At 44.1% G+C, this 20,869-nt stretch carries 18 protein-coding genes; all 18 read right to left on the bottom strand.

What is annotated here, in order from left to right; all coding sequences use genetic code 11:
- Positions 1-56 precede the first annotated feature (56 nt).
- The gene (ftsZ, locus tag PSE60_RS14180; RefSeq protein ID WP_004262022.1) at positions 57-1,214 is read right to left on the bottom strand and encodes a cell division protein FtsZ; all 1,158 of its coding nucleotides are present in this window, start codon (positions 1,212-1,214) and stop codon (positions 57-59) included.
- A gap of 60 nt (positions 1,215-1,274) precedes the next feature.
- On the bottom strand, positions 1,275-2,531 hold the full coding sequence (ftsA, locus tag PSE60_RS14175) for a cell division protein FtsA (protein WP_210837392.1): 1,257 nt from the start codon (positions 2,529-2,531) through the stop codon (positions 1,275-1,277).
- Positions 2,532-2,566: 35 nt separating this feature from the next.
- Positions 2,567-3,373 carry a cell division protein FtsQ gene (gene ftsQ / locus PSE60_RS14170; RefSeq protein WP_210837393.1) on the bottom strand — a complete coding sequence of 269 codons (807 nt, stop codon included), beginning with the start codon at positions 3,371-3,373 and terminating at the stop codon, positions 2,567-2,569.
- Position 3,374: 1 nt separating this feature from the next.
- Positions 3,375-4,295, bottom strand: a complete 921-nt coding sequence (locus tag PSE60_RS14165; protein ID WP_272665812.1) for a D-alanine--D-alanine ligase — start codon at positions 4,293-4,295, stop codon at positions 3,375-3,377.
- A gap of 2 nt (positions 4,296-4,297) precedes the next feature.
- Complete coding sequence (gene murC / locus PSE60_RS14160; RefSeq protein WP_210837397.1) at positions 4,298-5,761, bottom strand: UDP-N-acetylmuramate--L-alanine ligase; 1,464 nt, start codon at positions 5,759-5,761, stop codon at positions 4,298-4,300.
- Between the two features lie 46 nt (positions 5,762-5,807).
- A complete protein-coding gene (gene murG / locus PSE60_RS14155) occupies positions 5,808-6,881 on the bottom strand; it encodes an undecaprenyldiphospho-muramoylpentapeptide beta-N-acetylglucosaminyltransferase (RefSeq protein WP_210837399.1) in 1,074 nt (357 codons plus the stop codon).
- Positions 6,878-8,071 carry a cell division protein FtsW gene (gene ftsW / locus PSE60_RS14150; RefSeq protein WP_109912942.1) on the bottom strand — a complete coding sequence of 398 codons (1,194 nt, stop codon included), beginning with the start codon at positions 8,069-8,071 and terminating at the stop codon, positions 6,878-6,880. Before ftsW ends, murG begins: the two co-directional genes overlap by 4 nt.
- On the bottom strand, positions 8,071-9,381 hold the full coding sequence (murD, locus tag PSE60_RS14145; RefSeq protein ID WP_272665811.1) for a UDP-N-acetylmuramoyl-L-alanine--D-glutamate ligase: 1,311 nt from the start codon (positions 9,379-9,381) through the stop codon (positions 8,071-8,073). Before murD ends, ftsW begins: the two co-directional genes overlap by 1 nt.
- Position 9,382: 1 nt before the next feature.
- Entirely contained in the window at positions 9,383-10,465 is a 1,083-nt protein-coding gene (mraY, locus tag PSE60_RS14140) for a phospho-N-acetylmuramoyl-pentapeptide-transferase (protein ID WP_004262035.1), read from the bottom strand.
- Positions 10,459-11,823 carry a UDP-N-acetylmuramoyl-tripeptide--D-alanyl-D-alanine ligase gene (murF, locus tag PSE60_RS14135; protein WP_210837403.1) on the bottom strand — a complete coding sequence of 455 codons (1,365 nt, stop codon included), beginning with the start codon at positions 11,821-11,823 and terminating at the stop codon, positions 10,459-10,461. Before murF ends, mraY begins: the two co-directional genes overlap by 7 nt.
- The gene (murE, locus tag PSE60_RS14130) at positions 11,820-13,307 is read right to left on the bottom strand and encodes a UDP-N-acetylmuramoyl-L-alanyl-D-glutamate--2,6-diaminopimelate ligase (protein WP_272665810.1); all 1,488 of its coding nucleotides are present in this window, start codon (positions 13,305-13,307) and stop codon (positions 11,820-11,822) included. Before murE ends, murF begins: the two co-directional genes overlap by 4 nt.
- Positions 13,294-15,060 carry a peptidoglycan glycosyltransferase FtsI gene (gene ftsI / locus PSE60_RS14125; RefSeq protein WP_210837407.1) on the bottom strand — a complete coding sequence of 589 codons (1,767 nt, stop codon included), beginning with the start codon at positions 15,058-15,060 and terminating at the stop codon, positions 13,294-13,296. The genes murE and ftsI overlap by 14 nt, the downstream gene beginning before the upstream one ends.
- Positions 15,061-15,071: 11 nt before the next feature.
- Entirely contained in the window at positions 15,072-15,392 is a 321-nt protein-coding gene (gene ftsL / locus PSE60_RS14120; RefSeq protein WP_004913196.1) for a cell division protein FtsL, read from the bottom strand.
- A complete protein-coding gene (rsmH, locus tag PSE60_RS14115) occupies positions 15,392-16,345 on the bottom strand; it encodes a 16S rRNA (cytosine(1402)-N(4))-methyltransferase RsmH (RefSeq protein WP_210837409.1) in 954 nt (317 codons plus the stop codon). Before rsmH ends, ftsL begins: the two co-directional genes overlap by 1 nt.
- 2 nt (positions 16,346-16,347) lie before the next feature.
- A complete protein-coding gene (gene mraZ / locus PSE60_RS14110; protein ID WP_004262043.1) occupies positions 16,348-16,806 on the bottom strand; it encodes a division/cell wall cluster transcriptional repressor MraZ in 459 nt (152 codons plus the stop codon).
- A gap of 699 nt (positions 16,807-17,505) precedes the next feature.
- Complete coding sequence (gene cra, locus PSE60_RS14105) at positions 17,506-18,516, bottom strand: catabolite repressor/activator (RefSeq protein ID WP_004913203.1); 1,011 nt, start codon at positions 18,514-18,516, stop codon at positions 17,506-17,508.
- An 84-nt stretch (positions 18,517-18,600) separates the two neighbouring features.
- Complete coding sequence (ilvN, locus tag PSE60_RS14100; RefSeq protein ID WP_004262045.1) at positions 18,601-19,092, bottom strand: acetolactate synthase small subunit; 492 nt, start codon at positions 19,090-19,092, stop codon at positions 18,601-18,603.
- A 2-nt stretch (positions 19,093-19,094) separates the two neighbouring features.
- Positions 19,095-20,822: an acetolactate synthase 3 large subunit gene (ilvI, locus tag PSE60_RS14095; RefSeq protein WP_272665809.1), complete on the bottom strand. Its 1,728-nt coding sequence runs from the start codon at positions 20,820-20,822 to the stop codon at positions 19,095-19,097.
- Positions 20,823-20,869: the final 47 nt, after the last annotated feature.

Genomic DNA, 20,869 nt, shown 5'->3' with positions numbered 1-20,869 from the left:
AAGATAATCAGTAGGAAATTTTAGCACAAAAAGCGGAGAAACCAATATAAATAAAATTAATCGGCCTGCTTACGCAAGAACGCAGGAATATCAAGATAATCTGGTTCTTTATTTGTTTGCGTATTTTGGTCGTTGACCGCTTTAGCCGCTGGCTTCTCTTCTGTTAATGAAGACATGCTATTTTGCATTTGCTGATAGCGCTGTTCCATTGACGCCTGCTGAGACATCTTGTTGCTAACTAAAGTAATTTCTGGACGTTTGTCCATACCAATACCTGTAGCAACAACAGTGACACGCAGTTCTTCGTGCATTTCTGGGTCAAGGGATGTACCGATTACCACCGTTGCATTATCAGATGCGAAGGCACGAATAGTGTTACCTACCGTTTCAAACTCATCTAAACGCAGGTCGAAACCAGCCGTGATATTAACTAATACACCACGTGCGCCAGACAGGTCGATATCTTCAAGTAGTGGACTAGAAATAGCCATTTCCGCCGCTTCTTCTGCTCTATCTTCACCACGAGCAACCCCTGACCCCATCATTGCGTAACCCATTTCTGACATCACAGTACGCACATCAGCAAAGTCTACGTTCATTAAACCAGGGCGAGTAATCAGCTCAGCGATACCCTGTACTGCACCTTTTAGTACGTCATTTGCCGCACCGAAAGCATCCAGTAATGAGATACCACGACCAAGTACTTTTAATAATTTATCATTTGGGATAGTGATCAATGAGTCAACATGTTTTGACAACTCAGTGATACCCGCTTCTGCGAATGCCATGCGCTTTTTACCTTCGAAATTGAAAGGCTTAGTCACAACAGCAACTGTCAGAATACCCAATTCTTTGGCAACTTCGGCAACAACCGGAGCTGCACCAGTCCCTGTACCGCCGCCCATACCCGCTGCGATAAAGACCATATCTGCGCCATCTAAAGCATTACGCAGCGCCTCACGGTCTTCTTCAGCGGCATTACGGCCGACTTCAGGGTTTGCACCCGCACCCAGACCTTTGGTAATACCTGTACCGATCTGGATAGTTTGTCCAACTGCGGTTTTACGCAGCGCCTGTGCGTCTGTATTGACAGCGAAGAACTCAACGCCTTCAATACGTTCACGCACCATGTGTTCAACGGCGTTGCCGCCGCCGCCGCCAACGCCGATGACTTTAATCACCGCATCGTTGGTTAGCTCCATTGGTTCAAACATAATGTCTCTCCGTTTTGTGCTTACTACTTTTGAAGCTAATAATATGCTTCTTTATCAAAATTAAAATTCTTTTCTCAGCCAGCTAGTCACTTTACTGAACCAACCGCTAACTGATGCACGTTTTTCTGTCTCGGTATCATCGCCTAGATGGCTTTCTTTACCGTAATGCAGAAGCCCTACTGCTGTTGAGTAATATGGCTCCTGCGCATAATCCGTTAAGCCTGTAATGTTGAGCGGTGTACCAATTCGGACTTGCGTATGAAACACTTTTTGCGCACATTCAACTAGACCATCAATTTGTGCGGCTCCACCTGTCAACACGATACCAGCAGCCAAATGGTGTTTGACACCTTGTTGACGTAACTGTTCCTGTAAATTTAAAATTTCTTCATTTACTAAGTTTAACAGCTCAGTATACCTTGGCTCGATCACTTCTGCTAAGGTTTGACGCTGTAAACTTCTTGGTGGTCGCCCACCAACACTTGGTACTTCAACGGTTTCATCTTTACTAACAATAGAACCAACTGCACAACCATGGCGCACTTTAATGGCTTCTGCATCACTGGGTGGTGTTCCAAATGCATATGCGATGTCACTTGTCACCACATTGCCTGCATATGGAATCACTTTCGTATGGCGTAAAGCCCCGCCAGTATAAACCGCCATGTCCATTGTGCCGCCACCGATATCGACGACACATACACCTAATTCACGTTCATCTTCCGTTAAAACGCTATAACTTGCAGCGAGACCGGCAAAAATAAGCTGATCAACTTTTAGCCCACAACGTTCAACGGCTTTAACGATATTCTTCGCCATATCGTTATGGCAGGTGATCAAATGAACTTTAGCTTGCATACGTACACCCGATAAACCAACTGGGTTTTTAATCCCTTCTTGGTAATCTATTGCAAATTCCTGTGGTATTACGTGCAAAATTCTGTGTTCATCACGTACACGTACCGATTTTGCTGTATGCACAACACTGTCAACATCTTCTTGCGTCACTTCTTCTTCTGAAACTGGCACCATACCAATCTCATTTTGACAACTGACGTGTTTACCCGATAGCGCAAGGTAAACCGATGAAATTTGGCAATCGGCCATTAATTCCGCCTGGTCAATGGCTCTTTGTACACATTTTACCACTGATTCAAGGTCGTTTACGCCACCTTTGTCCATTCCACGAGATGGACAACTTCCCACCCCAATAATATTAACCATACCATCGGGCAGAATTTCGCCAACAAGGGCTGATACCTTGGAAGTTCCAATCTCAAGGCCTACCACTAATTTTCTGTCCGTTGCTTTAATCATTTTTTCTGCCTAATTTTTGTTATTAGTCATCGTCTTTATTGTAACTCCGGTGGAGCATCGACCAATAGTGGCGCCCAGCCCACCGCAGCACCACTGGAATAACGTAAGTCAACATAGTCAACGCGTTTATCCGTTGTTTGCTGCAAAAGCGGATACAGTTCAAGGAACCGATTTAACCGCTCTGACACATCTTTCTTACCTAGTTCGATTCTAACATCGTTATCTAAAATAATTTGCCATGCATTTCTGGCTGTCATCGATAATGATTTTAACTTTAGGTTATGTGCTGCTAACGTGTTCTTAAAAACTGCAAATTCTTTAAGGACATCTTTTTGGCTACCTTGTGGCCCATACAGCAACACATAATCCCCTTTACCATTTTCGCTAACTGGCAAGTTAAATACTCTGCCTTGTTCATCTACCATGTTTTGGTCATTCCACCTAGCGAATGGGCGGTATTCAACAATGTGAATTTTCAATTCATCTGGCCATTGTTTACGCACCGTCACTTGGCGTACCCATGGCATCATGCTTATTTGGTTCTGGATAGCGTTGACATCAACGGTCATAAATGTCCCCGGCTGCCCTAACGCTAAAATGGCCTTTCTGACATCATCGTTTTTGGTGTAATGGCGCTCCCCCGTTAACACCAATTTAGACATCGGCAGCCTGTCAGCATCTTTCATCCAAGTCATCACCATCCAACCACTCCAGAGGATAGTGCCAAGCACAAATAGGAAGAAAAATAACCCACCTAAAAATGCGCCATTACTCGGTCCTGAACGTGGATCCTCGTCATTATTCTGATTATGATGCCTAACGTTTAGTGCTGCTTGTGACATATCAACGAGCCAATTTTAAAATTTGTACAACTAACTGTGAAAAACTCATACCAGCCTGTCGAGCTGCCATCGGTACTAGACTATGGCCTGTCATACCCGGTGATGTATTAACTTCCAGCAGATAAAATTGACCATCATTATCTTGCATTACATCAACTCGTCCCCAGCCTTCGCAGCCAACGGCTTGGTAAGCTTTCAGTGCTAATTCTGCGAGCTCAGATTCGAGCTGTTCACCTAAACCACTTGGGCAAAAATATTGAGTTTCATCAGATAAATATTTTGCTTCGTAGTCATAAAAAATACCCGGTGGTTGAATACGAATTGACGGCAAAGTGTTATCTCCCAACACTGCAACCGTGAACTCCGGGCCACTCAGCCATTTTTCAATTAACAACGTTTCATCAAATTGAAACGCGAGGTCCAATGCCGCCGGCAATGACTCTAGGATATCAACTTTGCTCATGCCAACACTAGAACCTTCTAGACTAGGCTTCACAATCAGAGGTAGCCCTAGCAATTGCACTTTAGCAACAATTTGCTCATGCGATACCTGCTTATACTGCTGCTTTGTTAAGTAAACATATGGCGATACACTTAACCCTGCACCTTGCCATAATTGTTTTGTTCTCAGCTTATCCATACTCAGCGCTGAAGCCATAACACCACTACCGGTATAAGGGAGGTTTAGTGTTTCTAACAACCCTTGTAATGTACCGTCTTCACCACCTCGGCCATGCAATGCAATAAAAACTTTATTAAAACCTGCATCTTTCAAGGTTTCTACAGGGAAATTTTGGGGGTCAATAGGATGAGCATCAATACCTGCTTGGCGTAACCCCGCTAGCACAGCATTTCCTGACTGAAGTGAAACTTCACGTTCAGCAGATGAGCCTCCTAATAGAACCGCAACTTTCTCTGTCATTTTTATTCCTCAACCATCGGTGGCTGTAATTTTGCATCGGCTAGGTTTTTAGCTATTTTACCAATATTTCCTGCGCCTTGAACTAAAATTAAATCATTTTCATCAAGAGTTTGAGCTAATATATGCGGAATTTGTTCACTATCGGCAACATAAATAGGATCAATCTGACCTCGACCACGAATTGTTCTGCACAATGAGCGGCTATCTGCCCCCGGTACATGCTTTTCACCCGCAGAATAGACATCTAGCATTAGCAATACATCTACCTGCCCTAAAACATTCACAAAATCATCGTATAAGTCACGAGTACGGGTATAACGATGCGGTTGGAATACCATAACAATGCGTTTATCTGGCCAACCGGCTCTCGCGGCTTTAATTGTTGCGTCAACTTCTGTTGGGTGGTGGCCATAGTCATCGACTAGCATCACTTCACCGTCTTTGCCGTTCACATTACGTAAAGGGAAATTCCCTAAGAAGTCAAAGCGACGGCCTGTCCCTTGGAATTCAACTAATGCAGATAAAATATGTAAATCGTCAATACCTTCTTCTGTGGCAACTGCCACTGCGGCTGTCGCATTGAGCGCATTGTGACGTCCCGGTGCATTTAGAACCACCGTCAGCTCTGGCATATTTTCACGAGCAATGGTGAAAAAGCCTTGATTTCCTTTTTGCTCATATTGCGTGATACGCACATCCGCATCTTCACTAAAACCATAAGTAGTAATGTAGCGACCAATTTTAGGTAGTAACGAACGAATGACAGGGTCATCAATACACATTACTGCACGCCCGTAGAACGGCAGATTGTGCAAGAAGTTAATGAATGTATTCGTTAAATTATCGAAATCGCCTTGGTAAGTATCCATATGGTCAGCTTCGATATTTGTCACAACCGCAACTAACGGTTGCAAATGTAAAAACGATGCATCGCTTTCATCGGCTTCTGCAATCAAGTAGCGGCTACTACCTAAACGCGCGTGCGTTCCTGCTGATTTAACCAACCCCCCATTCACAAATGTAGGGTCAAGACCTGCTTGTGCATAAATCCCAGAAATCATTGCTGTAGTGGTCGTTTTCCCGTGGGTACCTGCAACAGCAATGCCATGACGGTAACGCATTAATTCAGCTAACATTTCTGCACGACGAATAACAGGAATACGTAATTCTTTGGCGGCTTGAATTTCAGGGTTCTCACTCGAGATAGCCGTTGATACGACAACAACACTCGCGTCTTCAACATTCTCTGGGCGGTGATTAAAGTAAATCGTTGCCCCTAATGCAGTTAGTTGTTGAGTCACTGCATTCGGTGCTAAATCTGAACCACTAATTTCATAGCCTTCATTTGCCAACACTTCAGCGATACCACCCATGCCAGCACCGCCGATGCCGACAAAATGGATGTGCCTAACTCTTCTCATTTCTGGCACTGATGTTCTTAATTTCGCTAATTGTTGTGTATTCACTATATTTCTTCGCTTCTAATTAATTCGGTATCAATTATGGCTAATATTATTTAGCCACTTCGCAAATCACGGTAGCAACTCGCTCTGTTGCGTCTGTAATTGCACAGCTATGCGCTTTTTCGGCCATTGAGAGTAATTCGTTTCTATCCCATTGATCTAATAAGCTCGCCACAGCATCTGCGGTAAATTGTGATTGTTCTAAAATTTTAGCCGCTCCCGCTTTTTCTAGCGGTAATGCATTCCAATATTGTTGACGATCTTTATGTTGAAAAGGCACAAAAATAGCCGGTAAACCTGCTGCTGCAATTTCACTCACCGTTAATGCACCTGACCGACAGACAACAATATCTGCCCATGCGTAAGCTTGCGCCATATCATCAATAAATTCAGTAACTTTATACTCAGAATTGACTGAAACTTGCATATGCTCATTATACAATGCTTCTGTCGATTCCTTACTGCCTTTTCCCGCTTGATGCCAGATATTTAACTGTTTGCCTACTTTTTCAGCAACACACGGCATCACTTGATTTAAAATTCGAGCCCCTTGGCTACCACCAACAACTAATACGCGTATAGCGCCTTCTCTACCGGCTAAACGAACCTGTGGTGTAGGTAGTGCTAAAACGTCTTCACGTACTGGATTACCGACAACTGGTGCGTTAGGAAATGCCCCCGGAAAGGCTTGTAATACTCTTTTTGCGATTCGAGATAACCATTTGTTCGTTAAACCCGCGATACCATTTTGTTCATGGAGCACAACAGGTACACCACATTGCCATGCTGCAATACCACCGGGCCCCGAAACATAGCCCCCCATGCCTAATACGGCATCCGGTTGATAACGCTTAATAATTGTTTTAGCTTGGCGAATCGCTTTATAAATACGCCATGGCGCCCCCAGTTGCGCTGCAATACCTTTGCCTCTGAGGCCCGAAATTTGAATGAATTCAATATCGATACCATGTTTCGGCACTAATGTAGCTTCCATTCTGTCAGCCGTACCTAACCAACGAATCTCCCAGCCTTGAGCCTGCAAATAATGAGCCACGGCTAACCCCGGAAAAACATGCCCTCCGGTTCCGCCTGCCATGACGAGTAATTTCTTTGCCTGACTCATTTAGTGCTCCTTACAAACGCCTGCGCTTTTTCAAGGCGTGTTTCAAAATCAATTCTCAGTAATATCGCAATGGCGGCAGCCATCACCAGTAAACTCGAACCACCATAACTAATTAGCGGTAGTGTTAAACCTTTTGTTGGTAACATGCCTGATGCGGCGCCAACGTTAACTAATGCTTGGAAGGTAAACCAAATACCAATAGAACAAGCCAAATAACCACCGAATAATTGGTTTGACATCAATGCGCGACGGCCGATCATCATTGCTCTAAATGCCAACATAAAGACCATCAGCAGAACCAATACAACGCCAAAGTACCCGAGCTCCTCAGCTAAAACCGAGAAAATAAAGTCTGTGTGTGCTTCTGGCAAATATTCTAATTTTTGTACTGAATTTCCAAGCCCTTGCCCAAACACTTCACCACGACCAAAGGCCATTAAAGATTGAGTTAGCTGATAACCACTTCCAAACGGGTCATCCCATGGATTCAAAAATGACGTGACTCGACGTAAGCGGTACGGCTCGAACCAAATCAAAGCCAATACCCCCACCGCACAAGCGGCAATACCAATAATAAAGGGGGCTAACCTTGCTCCTGCTAAAAACAACAACCCGAGAGTGGTAACCACTAAGACGATAACTGTCCCTAGGTCGGGTTGTAATAAAAGCAAGGACGCCATAACAATCAAAATACACATCGGTTTGATAAAGCCAAGAAAGCGGGTTCTGACTTCATCAGATTTACGCACTAAATAACTGGATACGTAGCAAAACAACGTAAATTTCGAAATTTCTGCCGGCTGAATTTTCACCAAGCCGATGTCTATCCAGCGTGATGCCCCGTTAACTGAACTCCCTGCTACCAACACCACGACTAGCATGCCAAGAGAAGCCATCAACAATATGAAGTTGTACTTCTCCCAAACCGCCATCGGAATACGCATAACACCTAGAGCTAAAATAAATGCGATAACGATATACACCACATCACGCTTAGCGAAATAAAACGGGTCTTCGGTTAAGCGCTGGCCAACTGGCATGGACGCAGATGTGACCATAATAAAACCAACCGCGGCTAAACCGAATGCCAACCACACCAATGTACGGTCGTAAAGCGTTGAGCCTGAAATCACGCCATTTTTTTCACCAATGACCCAATTTTTTAAACGCATCGCACCCGGTATCGTCATTAACCTAGCTCCTTGGCTAATTGAGCAAAGACAGTTCCACGCTGCTCAAAACTTTTAAACTGATCCAAACTAGCGCACGCTGGGGATAACAGCACCATGTCCCCGGTTTTTAGTTGAGGCGCAATTTGGCGTAAGCTTTGTTCCATCGTCTCAGTCAAAACTGATTTTTCAGGTGCCATATTCGCTAATTCTTTGCCATCACGGCCAAAGCAATATAAACGGTAGTTATCCGCAGCAATATATTGTTTTAATGGTGAAAAATCAGCTGACTTGCCATCACCACCTAATAATAAGTAGATGTTGCCGTCCACATGTAACCCATTTAACGCCGCTTCAGTACTTCCAACATTGGTGGCTTTGGAGTCATTAATCCAGCGTACACCGTTGTTGAATAACACTAACTCGAAACGATGCGCTAACCCCGCATAGTCTTTCAATACTTGAAGGCAAGCTGGGCGAGGAATACTCACGGCATCCGCCAGTGCTAACGCGGCTAACGCATTGAGGTAATTGTGTTGACCAGTTAAGTGCATCTCATTGACATCAAGCAGCTCTTTTCCTTTAGCCATTAACACCCGTTTTTGAGTATCAAAGAAATAATCACCACTATTTAAGCCAAAGCTAATGCATTCTTCCAAAGTATGATTCGCGGGTAAGGTCAGTGCATCTTGTAAGTTAACAATGCAGTTTTTGGCATTGTGATAAATTTTTAATTTCGCTTCACGGTACTGTGCTAGACCTAATGGATATCGATCCATATGATCTTCACTAATATTTAAGACTGTCGCGGCGGCCGCTTCTAGACTTGAAGTAGTTTCTAATTGGAAGCTGGAAAGTTCTAAAACGTATAGACGATGCCCTGCATTGAGTAATGAAAGTGCTGGCGTACCAATATTGCCACCAACACCAACTGAAATACCCGCAGCTTTAGCCATTTCACCAACCAATGACGTGACGGTACTTTTACCATTTGAACCTGTAATGGCGACAATCGGTGCATCGGCTTCACGACAAAACAATTCGATATCACCCACAATTTCGATGCCGTTTTCTGCCGCTTCCTGCAACTGAGGTGTTGCCAACGCAATCCCTGGGCTCGCGACAATTAAATCGGCTGCCTGTAACCAGCTATTATTCAAGCTGCCACTATGGCATTCCACACTCGCTGGGAGTTTATCTACTCCCGGAGGCACTGCACGGGTATCCATAACGCGAGGCACAACGCCGCGCGCAAGGAAAAAATGAACGCAAGATAGGCCAGTGATCCCCAGCCCAATAATAACGACGTTCTTACCCTGATAATCGACCATCTTAACGCACCTTCAAGGTTGCCAGCCCAATGAGGACTAACATTAATGAGATAATCCAGAAGCGCACGATAACGCGAGGTTCTGGCCAACCCTTCAATTCATAATGGTGGTGAATTGGTGCCATGCGGAAAATACGTTGCCCGCGCAATTTAAATGAACCGACTTGTAAAATAACGGACAATGTCTCAACCACGAACACACCACCCATAATCACTAATAAAAACTCTTGGCGCAGTAATACAGCGATAGTTCCGAGTGCACCACCAAGTGCCAATGAGCCAACATCCCCCATAAACACTTGAGCCGGATATGTGTTAAACCACAGAAAACCTAACCCTGCCCCCACAATGGCAGTACAGACAATCACTAATTCACCTGCATGTGGTAAAAATGGAATATGTAAGTAACTGGCAAAATTAACATTACCTGTTGCCCATGCCACTAATGCAAAACCTGCAGCGACAAATACCGTTGGCATGATAGCCAAGCCATCCAAACCATCTGTTAGGTTTACTGCGTTACTGGTTCCAACAATCACAAAATAAGTCAGCAAAATATACAGCATGCCCAGTTGTGGCATCACATCTTTGAAAAATGGCACCACTAGCTGCGTTGCTGGGGTGTCTTTACCAATCGCGTACATGGAAAAGGCAACAATTAACGCAATGACGGATTGCCAGAAATATTTCCAACGCGCGATTAAACCACGAGTGTCTTTACGTACCACTTTACGGTAGTCATCAACAAAACCGACAATGCCATACCCTACTAACACGAGCAGTACACACCAAACATAAGGGTTGTCTAAGCGAGCCCATAACAGAGTTGAAACGGTGATTGAGAATAAAATCAATAACCCACCCATGGTTGGGGTTCCACGCTTACTAAAGTGAGACTCAGGGCCTTCATTACGAACGACTTGACCTATTTGCATTTTTTGTAAATAGGCAATTAAATGAGGCCCCATCCACAGAGCAATGGCGAGTGCCGTCAGCAAACCGACAATGGCCCTGAACGTCAAATAAGAGAAGACGTTCAGAACAGAAAACTTGTGGACCAACATTTCGGCAAGCCAGACTAACATTCGAAGCACTCCTTCAATGCATTCACAACATCTTCCATCGCGGAACTGCGTGAACCTTTAACTAAAATAGAAACAACGTCCTTCTGCTGCGCTAGCGGAATTAGTCGGGTTAATAAATCTGCTTTCACGGTGAAATGCTCACCACATTCACTAAATTGGCTGATCAACTCACTTAATTGACCAACACTGAATACTTTGTCTAATCCAGCCTGTTTAGCGGCAACACCAACACGCTGATGGCAATCTTCTGCATAATCGCCCAGTTCACCCATATCCCCCACCACTAAGATGCGGTAACCTGGCATTTTTTCGAGAACGTGAATTGCTGCGATCATCGAGCCATCATTTGCGTTATAAGTGTCATCTAAAACCACTTTGTGCTCCGCTAAGCGCACAGGGTATAACCGCCCCGGTACCGACTTCGTTTTCGCTAAGCCATTTTTAATATTATCGAGGCTAGCACCGACTGAAATGGCTAATGCACTCGCCGCTAACACATTAGCGATGTTGTGCATGCCCGGCAGTGGTAACGTGACATCGACACGACCGACTGGCGTGTGCAGCACAAAATCCGTTGTCAGCTGGTTCACTTGAATATCAGAAGGATAGAAATCTGCTTTTGCTTGTGATGTTAGTGAGTAATACCAAACAGTTTGGCGTGGCTGAAACTGCCACTTTTCACTGTAGCTATCAAGGTTAACAATTGCAGTTCCTTCTTCTGGAATACCTTGATAAATTTCACCTTTCGCTTTAGCAACCCCTTCTGGTGAACCAAAACCCGCTAAGTGGGCAGCAAATAAATTGTTAACTAATGCGGCTTCTGGTTTGACGATATTGGTTGTGTAGGCAATTTCATTTGGATGATTAGCGCCCATTTCTATCACCGCGAAATCATCATCATGGGTTAAACGAAATAGCGTCAAAGGCACACCAATATCGTTGTTTAAATTACCTGCAGTATATAAGGTTTTACCGCGCTCAGATAAAATGGATGCAGTCATCTCTTTGACGGATGTTTTGCCTGAAGACCCCGTCAAACCAACCACTCGTGCTCTGCTCTGATGACGAACCCATGCAGCCAGTTGGCCCATTGCAATACGCGTGTCTTTCACGATAATTTGTGGGCAATCCACTTCCAGTTTGCGCTCAACGAGTAACGCCTTAGCGCCCGCCATAACGACTTGCTGCGCAAAATCATGGGCGTCGAAGCGTTCACCTTTTAACGCAATAAATAGGCAATTTTCAGTAATTTTGCGGCTATCCGTACTCACCGCGCTAACCATTGCATTGGTGTCTGGAGCAGATTCAATCTGCCCTTGGGTAATTTGTGCCAGTTGAGCGAGTGTTAAAGGGATCATGCGATTACTCCCAACAAACGAGCCACCGTTAGGCGGTCTGAGTAATCTAACTTGCGCTGACCAATAATTTGATAATCTTCGTGACCCTTACCTGCAATCACAATCACATCATCAGGAGATGCCTGCAAAATGGTGTTTGTCACGGCTTCTGGACGACCCGGTATGACCAAAGCACGGCTGGAATCTAATAAGCCCGCCATAATATCATTAATAATATCGATAGGGTCTTCACTGCGCGGGTTGTCGTCTGTGATCACGATTTTATCTGCATATTCTTCTGCAGCGGCCCCCATTAGTGGACGCTTGCCTTTGTCACGGTCACCACCGCAACCAAATACACACCATAATTGACCTTTGCAATGTAAGCGTGCTGCCGCTAAGGCTTTTTCTAAGGCATCCGGAGTATGTGCATAATCAACGACAACTGTCGGTTTATTCGGTGCACTGAACACTTCCATACGCCCACATACTGGTGATAATGAAGAAGTAGCAGCCAACAGTTGCTCCAACGGATAATCCATCATCAGTAAAGTTGCCATTGCCACTAATAAGTTGCTGACATTAAACGCGCCCATCAACGGGCTTTCAAAGCGCCCATTTCCCCATGAGGAATCAAAATGGACAGTTGCGCCTTTATCGTGATATTCCACTTCAGTGGCTTTTAACCATGGGCCTTGCCAATCATTTGGAATGCGGTTTTCCATGGTCACCGCGCACGCTTGTGGTAAACGTTGTAGCCATTTCAAGCCAATATCATCATCAGCATTGATGATTTGCGATTTTGTATTATGCGTGGAAAACAACAGCCATTTTGCGGCTTCATAACTTTCCATATCGCCATGATAATCAAGGTGATCACGGCTTAAATTAGTAAATACAGCGGCATCAAACTGTAAGGCAGCAACTCGGCCTTGCACTAAGCCATGGGAAGATACTTCCATCGCTGTTAATGTCGCTTTTTGGTTCAATAATTGAGTCAATTCAAGTTGGATATCTACCGCAGAGCCGGTAGTATTTTCGCTTGGCGACACATGGCCTAATAGACCATTACCCACGGTTCCCATTACAGCGCTAGTCTCCCCTAGCCCTTGAGCCCACTGAGCAATTAATTGTGTCGTCGTTGTTTTACCGTTTGTACCCGTCACACCAACGAGTTTCATATTTGCTGATGGCTGCTGATAAAACTCCCCCGCAAGGGCTGATAAACGATTATTCAGGTCATTTAAATAAATAACAGGGACGCCATGAACGAAACGAATTTCACCTTCAACAGCTTCACCTTCCGCTTCCGCTATCACAGCAGAAACCCCTTGAGCAATTGCTTGAGGAATATAGTGTCGTCCATCTGATTGATGGCCTTTTATTGCAATAAACAGATCGCCCGCGGCAGCCTTTCGACTGTCTAGCGTCATCTCACGCAGTGAGATTGGAGTTGTGCTCACACCAAAGGGTGAGAGTAGATCACAAAGATTACGATCTGCCACTTTTAACCTCTTTTTGACTATTTACAATTTCATTTTGTTCATTTGGTTGCAATGCATCGGGTTCAACGTTCATCAACCGTAGAACCCCTCCCATGATTGAACCAAATATCGGTGCAGATACCGCACCACCGTAGTATTTACCTGCACTGGGCTCATTGATGAGCACCACTAACGCATAGCGTGGGTTACTCGCAGGAGCCACACCCGCGGCGTAAGCTAAATATTTCTCAACGTAACGCCCTTCAGGACCCACTTTTTTCGCAGTCCCTGTTTTAATAGCAATGCGATAACCTTTAATTGCTGCTCGTGCTCCCCCGCCTCCGGGTAAAGCCACACTTTCCATCATATGAACCACTGTTCGCATGATCGGCTCAGGAAAAACACGAGTTCCTGACACAGGAGGGTCAACCTTCGTGATAGATAATGGCCGATAAATACCAAAACTACCGATAGTTGCATAGGCTCGCGCTAACTGTAACGGTGTTACCATTTGCCCGTAGCCAAAAGAAAAGGTGGCCCTTTCTAAATCAGACCACCGTGTTTTTTTACTTGGAAAGATGCCACTACTTTCCCCGACTAACCCCAGATTAGTCGGCTTGCCAAACCCAAAGCGGCTATACACATCCACCAGCTCAGTGGCAGGCATCGCTAACGCAAGCTTTGAAACACCTACGTTACTCGACTTCTGTAAAATCCCAGTAATTGTTAGTTCAGCATACCGTGCTACGTCTTTGATCTCATGACCGCTAATACGATATGGATAAGTATTAATTACTGAGTTTTCTTTAATAATTTTGTTATGTAGCGCACTCATGACCACCATGGGTTTCACTGTTGAGCCGGGCTCGAAAATATCGGTGATAGCACGGTTACGCATCGCATCCATTGATGTACCCGTTAAATTATTTGGGTTATAGGATGGACTATTTGCCATTGCTAAAATTTCACCGGTATGAACATCCACTAAAATTGCCACGCCCGATTCAGCTTTATTTTCCTGTACACCACGTGTTAATTCACGGTAAACAATGGATTGAATGCGTTCATCAATACTTAATGTCAGATTATGCGCAGCTTGGCTGTCAATGGAGGAAATCGTTTCAATCACTCGCCCATTACGGTCTTTGCGAACTGTACGTTCACCCGGTGCACCTTTTAACCAACGGTCAAAGCTTTTCTCAACGCCTTCAATGCCTTCGCCATCAATATTTGTTACCCCCAATAAGTGAGCGGTAACTGGGCCTGATGGATAATAACGACGAGATTCTTTACGTAAGTAAATACCGGGTATTTTTAATTTTTTAACGTAATCGCCAATAGATGGGTTAACTTGACGCGCTAAATACACAAAACGGCCTCTTGGATTGGCCGATATTTTGCTGGTAATTTGTTCTAGTGGGATCTCAAGGGCATCCGCTAATGCTTTCCAGTGCTCGTCATTGCTGATCCCCCCTTTTTCAAACACTTCTTTGGGGTCAGCCCAAATCGCATTAACTGGCACACTCACCGCCAGTTGCCGTCCTTCTCGGTCGCTGATCATGCCTCGGGAAGTTGCGACTTCTTGCACTCGTAAAGAGCGCATATCGCCTTCTTTCACCAGTTTCTCTGGTGCGATAATTTGCAGATAAGCCACCCGCGTCAGCAACCCTGCTAACGCCAAGACAATGCATCCGCACAGCAAAATAAAGCGCCAGCGGACAAAGCTGGTACTTTCTTCTTGTTTCTTATTTTTCGCTGTTTTTGGTGCTTTCATTAGGAACCTTTTTATTGCTTAGAAACAATAATTTTTTCTTGTGATGGTTCAACTTGTACCATCTGTAATTTTTCAACCGACAAACGTTCTATCCGGCTATGGCTCGCAAGGGCGTTTTCTTCAAGGATCAAATTGCGCCATTCGATATCTAATAAGTCTTTTTCTTCATACAATTTATCTTTAGCTGCCGTTAACAAACGCGTTTCATGTGCCGTAGTCACGACAAAAACGGCACTGATTATAATTGCAGCCAATAAAATCAAAGGAACGATGCCATAACGAAATAAATCACGCCCAATGACGCGAGCTAGGCTGTGCCTTTCTGGAACCATTATTCCGCCGCCTTTTCAGCAAACCGCAACACGGAACTCCGTGCGCGAGGATTTTCGTCAATTTCGTTTTCCGAAGGTTTCATCTTACCTAGGTCACGTAACTGCGCTGTGCCTAACTCTTTAATCTGCGCTTCAGTCAGTGGAATACCAGCTGGCACTGATGGTCCTTTACTATTTTTGCGAATAAACCGTTTTACTAATCTATCTTCCAAAGAATGGAAGCTGATAACCGATAAGCGCCCTTGTGGTGCTAAAACGCTCATTGCGCCTTCTAACGCTTTTTCAATCTCTTCCAATTCACTATTGATATAAATACGAATCGCTTGGAAGCTACGTGTTGCAGGGTGTTTATGCCGATCTTTCATCGGACTGACTTTGGCAATCAACTCTGCAAGATGCCGTGTACGTGTTAATGGCTCTTCTTCTGGATTATGGTTACGTTCAACAATCGCTCTCGCAATTCGTTTCGCAAAACGCTCTTCTCCAAAAGTTTTCAATACCCAAGCAATGTCATCCGCTTCTGCGTCCATCAACCATTGCTGTGCGGATTGCCCTTTGGTTGGGTCCATTCGCATATCTAACGGCCCGTCACGCATAAAGGAAAAACCACGCTCTGGGTCATCTAACTGCGGTGAAGAAACCCCTAAGTCCAGTAATACTCCATCAATTTTCCCTGCTAACCCTTCTTCTTCCACATACTCTGCAATCGCAGAAAATGGGCCATGTTTAATCATAAAACGCGGGTCATCGATAGCCTGTGCCGCTTTTATTGCTTCTGGATCACGGTCAATAGCAATTAACCTTCCTTGTGCGCCAAGCTGGCTTAATATCAACCTTGAATGGCCACCACGACCAAAGGTGCCATCGATATAGATACCGTTAGGTTTAATGTTTAAGCCGTTCACGGCTTCATCCAGTAATACTGTTACGTGTTTAAATTGCTGTTGCGTCATTATTAAAGTGACAAATCCTGTAAGCGGGCTGAAAGTGGTTCATTGGTAAGGCGCTCAGCGGCAATATCATCTTCCACTTGCTGATACCAAGTCTGTTCATCCCAAAGTTCAAATTTATTAATCTGGCCAACCAACATGACCTCTTTGGTTAGCCCTGCGTGTTGACGCAATGTACTGGCTAACAAAAGACGCCCCGCGTTGTCCATTTGGCATTCACTTGCATGGCCCAATAACAGCCGTTGCACGCGTCGTTCTGCTGGGTTCATCGTCGATAACCGAGAAAGTTTTTCCTCGATAATCTCCCACTCGGGTAAGGTATAAAGCAACAGGCATGGCTGGTGAAGGTCAATGGTACAAACCATTTGCCCTTTCGATTCCTCGTTCAGCATTCCTCGATAACGAGTTGGCACGGTTAGACGCCCTTTGCTGTCGAGATTAACCAGTGTTGCCCCACGAAACATACCCGATTAAACCCCTTTTATTTTCAACCCACCCACTTTACCCCACAATTCACCACATATAAAGTTTACGAATGGTATGAAAACGTTGTCAAGCCAGTAGCATCCGGCTTTAGCTTTATTTACAGAACAATTCAGAAAAAATAAGGAGAGGTAAAATCTAACTTGGAAATAAAATGGGAAATAACAAGTTGATATGATTAACATATTTTATTAAGTATCACCTAAATAAGCGCGAACATAATAGTTTGCTGCAAAATCATACAAATTAATGGAAATTCAACTTATGTCTCATTTTTAATCAGTGTATCTTGTACCGGTTATTTACTTCTGTTGAGTCCTCAAATAATCATTAATTTTTAAATAGGCCCAAAACGTGCCGCTAATAAAATAAAATCATTATATATCAATAGAGTAAATTACTGTTTTAATAAACAGTAATTTACTTCAAAATATTTATCGCACAAATCAGTAATACAACGATAATAAATTTATATTAATTTATTCATCCGATTTAGCTTTCATTTTAAAATCCGCAACAAGCCGATTAAGATAAATCCTAAAGTTAAATATTTACCTAATTTTAGCCTATAAAAAAAAAGCCCCTACAAGATAGGGGCCGTTATATTACTCATTATTGTGACCAACATCACTCATTATCGTGTAAATATTCACTGTTCGATTAAAGTTAAGTCTATTTTATTACTGCTTACGACCTAAACTTCCACGGCGACATAAATCACGACGAATACGTGTAATACCCGGTTCTGGTTTTTGCTTTTCATCAAGGCTGGCAAGTACCAATTCTAAGATGCGTTCAGCGATGTCTCTATGGCGTTGTGCCAGAGAAAGCACTGGGCATTCAAGGAAGTCTAATAATTCATTATCACCAAATGTGGCAATAACCATATGCTCAGGTAAACGACCACTGCGCTTCAATGCGACATCTAGCACGCCTTGTAGTAAGGAGAATGATGTTGTAAATAGTGCGTCTGGCATCTTGTTACCACTATCAAGCCAATGAGCAAAAACCTCTGCGGCTGAATCGCGTTCATAGCTATTTGCATATAGGTAATCAATCTTGCGCGGGTCTTCATGCCAGGCTTTACGGAAACCTTGCTCGCGTAGATAACTGACTGATAACTCAGGTAACGCCCCCAAATACAATACCGATTCAGCTTTAAATTTGCGTAATTCTGCTGAAATCATGAAAGCATCTTCTTGGTCATCACCAACAACACTAATAAAGTGTTCTTTTTCAAGGGCTCTATCCAGTGCGATAATCGGTAAAGAACGATTCGCCCAACGCTGATAGAACGGGTGTTCTGGCGGTAATGCTGTCGAAACAATTATGGCATCAACTTGTCGTTGTAAAAGGTGTTCAACACAACGAATTTCATTGTCGGGTTGGTCTTCTGAGCATGCTATCAACAATTGATAACCACGCTGACGCGCCTGCCTTTCAAGGTAATTTGCTATACGGGTATAGCTCGTATTTTCCAAGTCAGGGATCACTAACCCAATAGAACGGGTACGCCCTGCTCGTAACCCCGCAGCAACTGCATTTGGATGGTAATTGTGCTCTCTGACGACTGCCATCACTTTTTCTACAGTTTTATCGCTGACTCGATACTGCTTGGCCTTGCCGTTGATCACATAACTAGCCGTTGTGCGGGAAACACCCGCTAGACGGGCTATCTCATCCAGTTTCACGTTAACCTCTTTACAATTTTGGGAATAGCCCCGAGTCATTCGGGGCCTTAAACGCGATTATTCTACCTTCGGAAGATAAATTTTTCATCGCATAATTTTATCACCGCGCGAAACACCGACGATCCCTGAGCGTACAACTTCAACAATTTCAGCAACACCACGCACTGATTCGATGAAAGCGTCCAGTTTTTCGCTTGTTCCCGCTAGCTGAACGGTATAAAGCGTTGGGGTGACATCAACAATTTGCCCACGGAAAATATCTGCGCAGCGCTTCACTTCATCACGCCCATATCCAGAGGCTTGTAGCTTCACTAACATGATTTCACGTTCAATATGTGCTGACGCCGTCAGCTCGCTGACGCGCAACACATCAACCAGTTTATGCAATTGTTTTTCAATTTGCTCAAGAACCTTTGCATCCCCTTTAGTTTGGATAGTCATACGTGACAAGGTTGGGTCATCTGTTGGTGCAACGGTCAAACTTTCAATATTATAACCACGCTGAGAGAACAAACCTATGACACGGGACAAAGCACCTGATTCATTTTCTAATAAAACGGATAAAATACGACGCATGATCAGGTCCTCTCTGTTTTGCTCAACCACATTTCATCCATTGCACCACCACGGATCTGCATTGGATAAACGTGCTCAGTTTCATCAATATTGACATCAACGAAGACTAATCGCTGATTTTCATTCACTTCAACAAGGGCTTGTTTTAGTTTTTCTTCTAGCTCATCAGGTGTTGCTATCGAAATACCAACGTGGCCATACGCTTGTGCTAACTTGATGAAATCAGGCAATGATTGCATGTAAGATTGTGAGTGACGGCCTTGATAAATCATATCCTGCCACTGTTTTACCATGCCTAAGAAACCATTATTTAAGTTGAGCACTAAAACCGGTAAGCCATATTGCAGAGCGGTTGAAAGCTCTTGAATGTTCATCTGGATGCTGCCATCCCCTGTCACACAAACAACGGTCGATTTTGGATGCGCTAATTTCACCCCTAGTGCAGCAGGTAAACCAAAGCCCATCGTGCCAAGCCCCCCTGAGTTTATCCAATGGCGAGGTTTATCAAAGGGATAATACAATGCGGCGAACATTTGGTGCTGTCCAACGTCAGACGTTACATACGCTTCACCTTTCGTTAAACGATATATCATTTCAATGGCTTGTTGAGGCTTAACTTTTGTTTGGCTCGCTTCATAATGTAAACAATGCTTACTGCGCCACTGTTCGATGTCTTTCCACCAATCAGTGAGTGCTTGGTTGTCTTGTTTTGCTGAAGCTTGGTCTAACTGACCTAACATTTGTTTTAATGTGAGTTTTGCATCACCAACAATTGGGATATCCGCATTCACCGTTTTTGAGATAGACGTTGGGTCAACATCGATTTGAATGACTGTGGCATTTGGGCAATATTTTTCTAAATTGTTGGTTGTTCTATCATCAAAACGCACACCAACGGCAAAAATCACATCTGAGTTATGCATTACCTTATTGGCTTCGTAGGTTCCATGCATCCCAAGCATTCCCACGGATTGCTTGTGCGTTTCGGGGAAAGCCCCTAATCCCATTAAGGTTGATACTACGGGTAACTGCAGTTTTTCTGCCAACTCTATAAGTTCAGCAGAGCAATTCGCGTTTATCGCCCCTCCGCCAATATAGAAAACTGGTTTTTTGGCTGAAACCAATTTAGTTAATGCTTTTTTGATTTGGCCTTTGTGCCCTTGCAATGTCGGGTTATAAGACCGCAGAGAAACGCTCTCTGGATAGCGGTAAGCAAACTTCAAAGCTGGGTTAACGGTGTCCTTAGGAAAATCAATCACTACAGGTCCAGGACGACCACTCGCTGCAATATAAAACGCTTTCTTGATGGTTTCAGGAATTTCTTCTGCGCTTTTAATTAAAAAGCTGTGCTTAACTATTGGCCTTGAAATTCCAACCATATCGCACTCTTGAAACGCATCGTTACCAATGAGTGAGCTTGCAACCTGCCCTGATAGCACCACCATTGGTACAGAGTCCATATAAGCCGTCGCAATACCCGTAATAGCATTTGTTGCCCCAGGGCCAGATGTCACTAAAACAACCCCAACATCCCCTGTTGAGCGTGCATAACCATCAGCCATATGAACGGCGGCTTGTTCATGGCGCACTAAAATATGTTCTACCCCACCAACTGTATGAAGTGCATCATAAATATCTAATACCGCACCGCCTGGATAACCAAACACGTGCTTTACTCCTTGGTCAATCAACGATTTGACGACCATTTCTGCTCCCGACAACATCTCCATGAGTTTGCCCCCAGACATTATTTGCAAGTGAAGAGGTATGAACTACC

It is taken from the genome of Providencia sp. PROV174, assembly GCF_028480685.1.
GTDB classification, from domain to species: domain Bacteria; phylum Pseudomonadota; class Gammaproteobacteria; order Enterobacterales; family Enterobacteriaceae; genus Providencia; species Providencia rettgeri.
Note: the sequence above shows the minus strand (reverse complement) of the source record. Positions and strands in the feature narration are given on the sequence as shown.